Origin of the sequence: Erythrobacter sp. CCH5-A1, assembly GCF_001557115.1 — a bacterium.
Classification (GTDB): Bacteria; Pseudomonadota; Alphaproteobacteria; order Sphingomonadales; family Sphingomonadaceae; genus Erythrobacter.
Map to the genome: position 1 here is coordinate 1 of NZ_LSKQ01000122.1, position 1568 is coordinate 1568.

Below are 1568 nucleotides of genomic sequence, written 5' to 3' on the forward strand. Positions count from 1 at the left end.
ATATGCTGTTGATTTTAAGATACTTTAGGTAAGCGGGCGCCGCATTCGGTGTGCATTCCTTAGGGACTGCGACCGGGGCTTGATGCCGTCCTGGTCTTCGATCCTGATGTGAGTCTGGAATTCCTGTGGGGTAGTCGCTGCGCGGGTCGTTCGGCTACGGGACGATTGGGCTGAGCGGAGCGATCCCGCCTCCAAAGCGCCAAGCCTTGGCGAAGGCGCTTTCATCGTCAATCGCTGTTCAGCGATTGGACATTCACTGCCGTCTTGATCCTCAGAAGGATAGCCCTATGCTTTGCAGCGCAGGGCGATAAGGGAACGTGTGATGGCAGCGAAGATCGAGAAGGAACGAGCCGCAATTCGTGAGGAAGAATTGAAGCTCGCAGAGCGCAAGAAGAGGCTTGCGGAACGCGAAGCCGAAGAGCGCGCATCGGCGATGACGAAGAGCGTTCTTTCAAAGCTCGATTCAGATCGTCTTGAGGCTCTCCTGAGCCGTATGAAAGCCCTCGGAATAGAAGAGGTCGAGAAGCGTCTTCTGGCTTAGCAGGAGTGCTTCGAAACCGCGTTAAGGATTCTCGAAGCCGTGAAGGCAAATAAAGAAGGGCGCTGACATGGTCAGCGCCCTTCCCGTTTGGTCTGGCTGGAGGCTATCGCCAGACGAGTTGTGGATCGGCTGACAGGCATGCGCGAAGCATCCTGTCGAGCTGTTCGAGGCATGTTTCCATTCCGCCCCATGTGAGATGTCGGCGGGTTGGTGGATCATTGATAGCTTGGCTCAAGTCATCGGCGTCAATCGACCCTGTCGAAGCGTTGCCCATTCCGATTGCGTCAAGCAGAAGCTGACCATTGGTATCGCTGAGATTGATCGGAAAGGCACCATCTGGAGTCGAGGAGACGCCCATCATAATTTGAGCATCAGCGCGTTCTCTCCAGATATGGACGTTCAGGCCGAGAAACTGCGCTTCTTCGATGACGCTGATTACCGCTTCCTGGTTCCCAAAGAGTCGGGCTAGGGTCGCCCAGCTCCATGGGCACACGCGGGCATCGAAGCCATCTTCCAAGTATGAGAAATCGGGGTCATCAAAGATGCCGACAAGTTGTCCATGCGATTGCGCGAAGGCTCGGAAGGCAGTTAATTGCTGAAGCGTTATGCATGCCGGTTTCGAGGCTGGAGCAACCTTGCTTCGCAGCTGAAAGGTCATTGTCATGGTCAAGCACTCCTCAATGGAACGCTCGATCAATCCCCCTTCCCTCTTGCTGTGAGCGACATGTCGCGAACGGCAACGATGGCGATAAAAATGATGGCCCTGCCGGGTCGCTGTGCAGGGCCATCTAGGGTGGTCTCATAGGAGACCTCGGGTTGCTGGCAGCTGTCTTGGGGGAGAGCTGCGAAGAAGAACTTACACATCGTCCGAAATTCATTCAAGTATTATCCTGAGACAAGGCGCGGCGGCGATGCCAGCAAGGCACGCATGTGCCGATGCGCTGGCGAGCAGCGCCGCGCCGGGATCGGGCACACGGCAGACCGCGCGAAGCCGATGCGGACGAAGGTCCGCAAGGCCAGCAAGGGA

General features: G+C 56.5%; 2 protein-coding genes. One reads left to right on the plus strand and one right to left on the minus strand.

The window, feature by feature from the left end; genetic code table 11:
• Positions 1 to 322 precede the first annotated feature (322 nt).
• Complete coding sequence (locus tag AX708_RS06245; RefSeq protein WP_066525480.1) at positions 323 to 541, plus strand: hypothetical protein; 219 nt, start codon at positions 323 to 325, stop codon at positions 539 to 541.
• A gap of 103 nt (positions 542 to 644) precedes the next feature.
• Here the strand turns inward: AX708_RS06245 and AX708_RS06250 are convergent, their stop codons facing one another.
• Complete coding sequence (locus AX708_RS06250) at positions 645 to 1238, minus strand: hypothetical protein (RefSeq protein WP_067489700.1); 594 nt, start codon at positions 1236 to 1238, stop codon at positions 645 to 647.
• Positions 1239 to 1568: the final 330 nt, after the last annotated feature.